Source organism: Brevibacterium antiquum (assembly GCF_016107655.1).
GTDB lineage: Bacteria > Actinomycetota > Actinomycetes > Actinomycetales > Brevibacteriaceae > Brevibacterium > Brevibacterium antiquum.
In genome coordinates this window covers 382,295-390,095 of record NZ_JABASX010000004.1, presented here as the reverse complement: position 1 = coordinate 390,095, position 7,801 = coordinate 382,295, and the positions used below count along the sequence as shown (strand labels likewise).

8 protein-coding genes, 1 pseudogene and 1 riboswitch are annotated in these 7,801 nt (G+C 63.4%); of the genes and pseudogenes, 2 read left to right on the top strand and 7 right to left on the bottom strand.

Translation table 11 applies throughout. The annotated features are described in order from the left end of the window. Positions 1-718 (bottom strand): annotated as a pseudogene (locus tag JFC13_RS09370) (hypothetical protein); the annotation flags it as partial. A 669-nt stretch (positions 719-1,387) separates the two neighbouring features. Here JFC13_RS09370 and JFC13_RS19335 point away from each other — a divergent pair. Both JFC13_RS19335 and JFC13_RS09365 read left to right on the top strand, forming a co-directional pair. Continuing rightward, positions 1,388-1,639 (top strand): DUF1648 domain-containing protein, encoded by a 252-nt coding sequence (locus JFC13_RS19335; protein WP_332839374.1) that lies wholly within the window; start codon positions 1,388-1,390, stop codon positions 1,637-1,639. Further along, positions 1,566-1,943: a hypothetical protein gene (locus JFC13_RS09365; RefSeq protein WP_232488441.1), complete on the top strand. Its 378-nt coding sequence runs from the start codon at positions 1,566-1,568 to the stop codon at positions 1,941-1,943. The genes JFC13_RS19335 and JFC13_RS09365 overlap by 74 nt, the downstream gene beginning before the upstream one ends. Before the next feature lie 104 nt (positions 1,944-2,047). Here JFC13_RS09365 and JFC13_RS09360 read toward each other — a convergent pair whose 3' ends face one another. The 6 genes from JFC13_RS09360 to JFC13_RS09335 form a co-directional block, all read right to left on the bottom strand. Then, complete coding sequence (locus JFC13_RS09360) at positions 2,048-2,779, bottom strand: TenA family protein (protein WP_198396809.1); 732 nt, start codon at positions 2,777-2,779, stop codon at positions 2,048-2,050. A 94-nt stretch (positions 2,780-2,873) separates the two neighbouring features. Continuing rightward, the gene (gene thiD, locus JFC13_RS09355; protein WP_198396808.1) at positions 2,874-3,740 is read right to left on the bottom strand and encodes a bifunctional hydroxymethylpyrimidine kinase/phosphomethylpyrimidine kinase; all 867 of its coding nucleotides are present in this window, start codon (positions 3,738-3,740) and stop codon (positions 2,874-2,876) included. Continuing rightward, on the bottom strand, positions 3,737-4,507 hold the full coding sequence (thiE, locus tag JFC13_RS09350) for a thiamine phosphate synthase (protein ID WP_198396807.1): 771 nt from the start codon (positions 4,505-4,507) through the stop codon (positions 3,737-3,739). The genes thiD and thiE overlap by 4 nt, the downstream gene beginning before the upstream one ends. After that, positions 4,504-5,391: a hydroxyethylthiazole kinase gene (gene thiM / locus JFC13_RS09345; protein ID WP_198396806.1), complete on the bottom strand. Its 888-nt coding sequence runs from the start codon at positions 5,389-5,391 to the stop codon at positions 4,504-4,506. The genes thiE and thiM overlap by 4 nt, the downstream gene beginning before the upstream one ends. Continuing rightward, positions 5,379-5,482, bottom strand: a riboswitch (TPP riboswitch). It overlaps the preceding gene by 13 nt. 234 nt (positions 5,483-5,716) lie before the next feature. Then, positions 5,717-6,928, bottom strand: a complete 1,212-nt coding sequence (locus tag JFC13_RS09340) for a sugar ABC transporter permease (protein WP_198396805.1) — start codon at positions 6,926-6,928, stop codon at positions 5,717-5,719. Next, complete coding sequence (locus tag JFC13_RS09335) at positions 6,925-7,749, bottom strand: ATP-binding cassette domain-containing protein (protein WP_198396804.1); 825 nt, start codon at positions 7,747-7,749, stop codon at positions 6,925-6,927. The genes JFC13_RS09340 and JFC13_RS09335 overlap by 4 nt, the downstream gene beginning before the upstream one ends. Positions 7,750-7,801: the final 52 nt, after the last annotated feature.

Here is a 7,801-nt window from a genome sequence, read left to right as displayed (position 1 = left end):
CTCGTTCACACACGGCCAGAGCCAGAGTCGATAGGGCCTCGTTGACTCGGCCCAGTGCTTCGAGTCCGTCGATGAGTTTGATCGCATCGTCAGGACCCATCGGCCGGTCGAAGGATCGCAGCCCGTCCTTGAGTCCGCTGAGCGCGGTGAGGCTGGTCGTGACTTCGGGAGCGAACCGTGACAGATCTGTCCACTCTTCACTCGAGAGCAGAGGATGAGGACCAGGGCTACCGGGACCGGGAATAGCCGGACCTGAGTCGACATCCGAAGCATTGGCGGCTGGAGTGCTAGCAGCCTGAACAGTCCTGCCGTCGTCTGCAGTCCCAGCGACCTCGCCGGTTTCGCAGGTTCCGCCAGTTTCGCAGGTTCCGCCAGCTTCGCAGGTTCCGCCAGCTTCGCTTGTTTCGCTGGCGTCCGAAACACGTGCCTCTGACTCACCGTGGCCATCAGCTTCATCGCGATCATTCGATACCTCTGGTTTATCAGTCGGCACGGCCGCGAGGGATTCGAACTTGCCCGCGAGTGGGTGGCCGGTGAGGTCGAGGTTGGAGTCCTTGAGCTGGTCGAACAGAGACTGCTGTCCCACTGCCGACGAGGAAGGCTCTCCTGCAGAAGACGAAGCATCGGCGGCACCTTCCCCCGCCATGGCATCACTGGGACCGGGGCGTGGGTCACGCTCTTCCGGGTTTCCTGGTGTGCGGTCGGGGGTGAGAGTCATGGTACTGAAGTCCATTCGCCAACATCGTCGTTGCTCTTCCCTTAATTATACATTCATTTCACCCTATTGCACCCTGAGTTTCGATTTTTGTTCGTTCATTATTCGATTCTCGTATCAATTGCTGATCCAGAAACTGAGTACCTCCCACGAAGCCCCAGGTCAGGACGTAGAACGACAATCGGTCGAAGTACTATCTCGACCACATGGTCACTTCCGACTTCGGTGACGATGATCTCGCGGGCAAACGCATATGAGGAACCGAGTGCGGCACGCAGGCCACTTCTTGCAAGGTGGCCCTATCTTTCTCTTCTCCCCGGGTGGAAAATGGAGACATGCATTCGATACGGGTGTGAGGAGGCCGTCATGGATCTGCTTATTCTGTTTATCATCGGGGTGTGCTTCGCCACGATTGTTTTCTTTGTCGGACGATTTGCCTGTCCGAGACACGACCGCGTGCCCCTGATGGAAGTCGACCATGTTCTCCTGTGGACCACTCTGCGTCGCGGATGGCACGCAATGGGTTCGTTGGGGCCTATCGCCCCGGGCAAGAGCGGGCCGTCAGGAAACCACCCGGCCTGATCTGGCTTAACGGGATCGCCGATCACCGATGCCCGATGCCCGATAACCGGCACCCGGCACCCGGCACCCGGCACCCGATAACCTTGCAATGTGCCTTCCTCAACGAAAGCGGACCCGAGCCGACGCCCTGGAACCGCCGCATTGCTCTGCGCAGTGGCGTCCCTCTTGGTCCTCATCGGTGTCGCTTTCTGGTTCTGGTTCAACGCACCCGACCAGGTGCCGAGCCACTTCGGGGTAAACGGTCAGCCCGAGGACTGGTCGCCAAAGAGTGAAGTCTTCGGATGGCTCGTTCCCTTTGGGAGTGGGCATCCCAGTGGTGCTCTCCATCCGCTGGATATTTGAGAAGCTGCCGATCGGCCTCGTCAACATTCCTCACAAGGAATACTGGCTGCAACGCGGCGAACGTGTCCATCTCTTCGACTGTCTGATGGAGTTCATGCGAATCACTGCTGGCGCGTGTGCTCTGCTGTTTGCATTGTCTCTGGCGCAGACGCTCAGCGTCGGGATCGGCAAATCGCGGCCGGATGCCCTTCTGGTCCTCCCGACCGGTGTCTTCCTTGCCATCGTCGCAATCGCAATGTGGAATCTCTTCCGCCGTCTCAAGCCCGACGGCAGAGACGACCGCGAGCTCAACCCCGAAAGATAGACCGAAAAGCAGGCCGAAGAATGAACCGAGACGATCTGCCGGACCGAGCTTTACACCGCAAGATCCGCAGATCCCGGCCAAGCCTCGTCACTGACGAATGGTGCTCAGCTCTGCGGCACGAACATTCCGGCGTCCCAGTCCTGCAGCGCATGCGCCGAGGCCCAGAAGTGAAGTTCGTACACACAGGCCTGCTCGAAGGTGGCACGCATCTGTGCGGCCACCTCGGCGGGGGCATTGGTGAGCTCCTGCTCAAGCAGCTGGACAGCCTGCCGGGTCGATTCGTCGAACTCGGGTGAGTCATAGGTCTGCACCCAGGTCCGGTACGGGTGGTCCGCACTCATCGCTCCGGCCCGCTCGACGAGCACCTTGCCCATATGCGCGTAGACCCAGAAGCACGGGAGCACTCCGGCCACACCTTCACCGTAGGAGCGGCTGGCGGCGGTGGCGACGAGGTAGGACACATATCCCATGGTCGTCGGTGAGGCTCGGAATCCGGCCCCGCTGTTGACCAGGTCCTCGTGGGCTGCGGCCAGGCGAGAATCGGCGAGCAGCTCTCCGTGCATCTCCTCTTCCACCGAGATCGCTTCGGCGGCGGAGCTGGCCCAGAATCGTGATGCGTCACGGTCGTTGGCGCGCGCAGCGAGGAACGACATCGCCTTGGCATAGCCGGTGAGGTAGATTCCGTCCTGGACGATGTAATTCGTGAATGCCTTCACGTCCAAGCTGCCATCCGCCAGCTGACCGAGGAACGGCAGCCTCTCGATCTCCTCAACTATCGGCCGCACCCGGTCCCATAGCTGAGTGGTCTGAGGTCCTGCGGAAAAGTCTGTCGTCATTGATATCTCCCATGCTCAAGGGACCACGGTGGTCCCGAAGTGTCATTGTGCGGTTCCCGGATGGCAAGCCGATCTGGGTGTGCAGCTGGCTGTTCTAGCGGCGGACGATGTCGACCTGGTGGTCGACGGGACCGTGAGCGCCCTGCGGATCCAGGCTGACCTGCCAGTTCGCGGCGGACTTCAGCGCCCGGGCCAAATAGTTCAGGGCATTGTCGACGGCTGCGTGGAGTAGATCCGGACCCACCTCGTCAACTGCACGTTCACGTTTGAGCACAGCCACCTCGGCGGTGATTGCCGCCGACAATGTGCACCCGGTGCCGTGAGTGTTCGGGGTTGCCACTCGCGGGTGGGTGAACTCGGTGACCGTGCCTTCGGCCGTGACGAGCACGTCGGCGACGTCACCCTCGATCGCGTGCCCGCCCTTGAGCAGCACCGCCCGAGGCCCACGATCGACAAGCTGTCTGGCCTGGGCCAACATCTCCTTCGGATTCTGCGCCACCGGCTCATCGTCACCGATCAGCAGCGCCGCCTCGGGCAGGTTCGGGGTGATGAGGTCGGAGACCGGCAGCAGGTGGTCACGGACCGCGGCCACGGCATCGACCTCGAGGAGGCGGTGCCCGGAGGTCGCGACCATGACCGGGTCTACGGTGTAGAAGCCCAGTTGGCTTTGGGCCGCTCGCGCGACGACGAGTTCCACGAGGGACCGTGAGCCGAGCATCCCCGATTTCGTGGCGTCGACGGGCATATCGCCCAGGACGCTGTCGAGCTGAACCGAGACGAAGTCATCGTCGATTCCGTAGACCCGAGAGACGCCGTGCGTGTTCTGCGCGACCAGAGCCGTGATGGCCGTGGTGCCCAGCACTCCGCGGGCGGTGAAGGTCTTGAGGTCGGCGTGGATGCCGGCTCCCCCGCTGGGGTCGGTGCCGGCGATGGACAGGGCGATGGGCGGACGCGTGGTCATCGCGCTGCCTCCGCACGTCCGTCGCCGAATTCGGCGAGCAGTTCTTCGGCTGAGGCACGCGGATCCTCGGCGCGACAGATGGCAGAGACCACGCAGATCCCAACCAGTCCCCGGCCGCGCAGTTCGGCGGCACGAGCAGTGCTGATTCCTCCGATGGCGACCGCCGGAAGTCCTGCTTCACTCACCAGCTCGCCGAGGCGGTCCGGCCCGATCCCATCGGGTGCATCGGTCTTCGTCGTGGTGTCGTAGACAGGCCCGATTCCGACGAGGTCGACAACGCCGGAGTCCCGGGCGGCTGCGAATTCGGTGCTGTTGGCCGCCGACAGCCCGATGAGCGGTTCGGGGCCGATGAGTTCGCGCACCTGTTCGACCCGAGTATCCGACTGTCCGACATGGATGTGGACGTGCGCACCTTCGGCAAGGAGGCGCTGGGCGACGGCGACGCGGTCGTTGAGGACGATGGGCACACGGCGGTCCGCGCCTGCCGAAGCGGAATCGAGGCTCGTACTGTCGGCCACCGCGCTGTCGACTGCGGAGATGACCTCGCAGGTCAGCGTGTAGAACGCATCGTCGTCGATGTCCTTGTCCCGGACCTGCACGATCCCCACTCCCCCGGCCACAGCTTGACGGACGGTGTCGGCGACGCTGCGTCCGGCTTCTCGGCACTGGGCCGAGTCCGTGACGAGGTAGAGCCGAGTATCGATTCCGGCCAGGCGTGCGTCGATTCCGGCCAGGCGGGAATTCACCTCGGGAACCGAGGGGCTCATGACTGTGCTCCGTCGACCGCGTCGGCCCCGACGGTGCCTGCTGCGACTGTGCCTGCCTCGACCTGGATCCTTGCCAGCTCCTCGCCCGTTACCGTGTGCAGCACGTCAAGGAAGTTCACGGAAAAGCTGCCGGGTCCGCGTACTCCCTCAGCGGCAGCTTCACCAGCAACCTTGAAGTGAGCGTGGGCGGCGACGACGGCCTCGAACCTCGCCGAGGCGGTCGTTGCGCCCACGAGATAGGCGGCGGTGACTGCGCCGAGTGAGCAGCCGGTGCCGATGACCAGTGGCATATAGGAGTGACCCCCGTCGAGGCGGACGACACGATCGACGCCGTCGATGTGAGCGACGATCGCGTCCCTTGGTCCTGAGACGGCAACGATGGCACCGGTGGACCGGGCCAGTTCGGCCGCGGCGGGAATCACCGCATCAACTTCGTCGGTGGAATCCACACCTCTCCCGCCCAAACCCATGCCGGCCAGGGCTGCGATCTCAGAGGCGTTTCCGCGGATGGCTGAGGGTGAAGAGTTCGCCGCGCGGCGGATTCGTGTGGTGCGGAAGTCGACGGCTCCGATGCTCACCGGGTCCAGCACCCATGGCTTGGAGTCTTCGTTGGCTGCGTCGATGGCGGCGTCAGCGGCGAGGAACTGCTGGTTCGTGGCGGTGCCGAAGTTGACCAGCAGCCCACTGGCGATCCGGGTGAACTGTGCGGCATCGGCGTCGTGGTCGAGCATCGCCGGAGCGGCGCCGATGGCCAGGAGCACGTTGGCACTGAATTGCTGCACGACGCTGTTCGTGATGCATTGGATGAGTGGATTGTTCGCACGCAGTCGTGCATTGGCAGAACGCAGTCTTGCATCGGCAGAACGCAGGTCGAAGTCAACCATGACGATCCCTTCGCTAGTATGGCCCAGATCAGGTTCGATGGGTGTTCTCTCAGCCTCACGCGAATGGCGTCAGGCACCCCATGTCATTGCCCACGACTGTATCAGCTCAGCCCCAGCACCGCCGATGCCGGCGCCCGAGGAGGGCTGATGCAGCGGCCCGGGACTGCCGAGCTGGAACCTCAGCACCACCTCGGCGAGGGACAGGATTCATTGACAGCAGAGCTGAGCGTCGAGAGCAGACTCCAGGGAGTGCGCTCTCGACGCTCAGCTCTGCTCTCGACGTTTCGCTACCGCATCGAGCGGCGCTAGCTGCGTCTCTCGGCAGCTAACCGCGTCCGACGTAGCGTTGGCCGCGGCGGCTGAGCGCATCGATGACGACGGCAGCGAGCAGGACGAGCGCGGTGATGATCTGCTGCGCATCGGAGTTGAAGCCGATGAGGTAGAGACCGTTGTTGATCGCGCCGACGACCAATGCGCCGAGTACGGCGGCCCAAGCTGAACCGCGACCGCCGAACAGCGAGGTGCCGCCGATGACCGCAGCCGCGATGGCATTGAGCAGATCCTGGGTGGGCACAAGAGTCGATCCCGCGTTCGTCGTCACCCCGGCCTTAATGAAGCCGAAGAGTGCGGCCAAAGTGCCAGCGGCCATGAAGACACTGATGCGCACCCACGTCACCCGGATGCCGGCTCGACGGGCCGCCTCGACCTTGCCGCCGACGGCGTAGATCGACCTGCCGTAGCGGGTCTTGCGCAGCACCAGATCGATAACGACCGCGATGACGATCATGAGGAGGAAGGGCATCACCAGCCCGAAGTCCTGGTTGATGAGAATGAGGAAGCCGAACACGACTGCCGCCAGCAGTGCAATGCGCACGATCACCGAAGTCCAGCTCGGCGCATCAAGGCCCTCGCCGTGCCGACGCAGCTTCGAGTAGATGATTCCGGCGGCGAAACCGATGACCGCGATCGTCCCGAACACATAGGCCCAGACGGCCGGGAAGTAGAAGTTCGCGAAATCGAAGGCGAATGTGTCCGACATCGACAGATTCTTCTGCGTGCCCAACGTCGTCAGCGTCAGCCCGGTGAAGGCGAGCAGTCCCGCCAAGGTCACGACGAATGCCGGGATGCCGACGACCGCGAAGAACCACCCTTGGATTGCTCCGACGACCATACCGAGCAGCAGCATGATGACCAACGCCACCAGGGGGTTCACTCCCTGCCTGACCACGAGTACACCGAGCAGCGACGCGGCCAGCCCACCCAGCTGCGCCAGGGACAGGTCAATCTCGCCGAGCAGCAGGATGAGGTTGATGCCCAGAGCTAGGATCGCGATGTAGGCAACCGTTGATGAAAGGTTGACGAGGTTAGCCGGAGAGAGGAAGTTGCTGTTCGCCGTCTGGAAGACGATAACGATGACGACGAGCGCGAGGATCACGGGAAGCGAACCGAGCTGGCCCTCCTTGACGCGGCGGAGGAACGTGGCGAATAGGCCCTCGTGAGAGATCCGTTCGTCGGTGATGAATGAGTTGCGGGTCATCGGCGCTCACCCCTGCGCGTGGCCCTTTGGGTCACGACATTGTCGCTGGCCCCGGTGATCGCGGCGACCAGCACGTCCGTGCGCTCGTCACCTGGGAAGTCACCGGCATCCTTGCCCAGGCGCAGCACATGCACCCTGTCGGCAACTGCCTGCACATCGGCCATATTGTGACTCACGAGCAGCACGCCCAGATCGCGTTCCTTCAAACGTTCGATGAGGTTGAGCACCTCGGCGGTCTGAGCCACACCCAGGGCTGCCGTCGGCTCGTCGAGCATGACGATGGACGGCTCGCCGAGGAGGGACCTGGCGATCGCGACCGTCTGACGTTGGCCGCCGGAGAGAGCTGCGATCGGCACCCTCACGCTCGGGATCTTCGCCGAGAGGCTGCGCAGGAGTTCCCAAGATTTGGCCTCCATGGCCACCTCGTCGAGAACGCCGCCGCGGGTCTTCTCGTGTCCGAGGAAGAGGTTGGCCACGACGTCGAGATTCTCACACAGGGAGAGATCCTGGAAGACCGTGGCGACCCTCGCGTTCTGCGCGTCCTTCGGCGAAGCGAACTTCTGCGCGGTCCCATTGATGATGAGTTCGCCCTCGTCGGCCGAGTGGACGCCTGCAATGACCTTGATCAGCGTCGACTTGCCGGCGCCATTGTCTCCGACGAGGCCGACGACCTCGCCACGGCCGATTGTCAGGTTGATGTCGGTCAGAGCCTGCACGGCTCCGAATCGTTTGTTGATCCCGCGCAGTTCGAGCACAGTTTCGCTGCTGTCGTCCGGTGTCCGCGGGGAGGCGGGCGCCGGTTCAGGTGTCTCAGGAGTCATCTGTTCCTACTTGTCGATGTCGATTCGCGGTGCCGGAGCCCGTGCGCTCCAG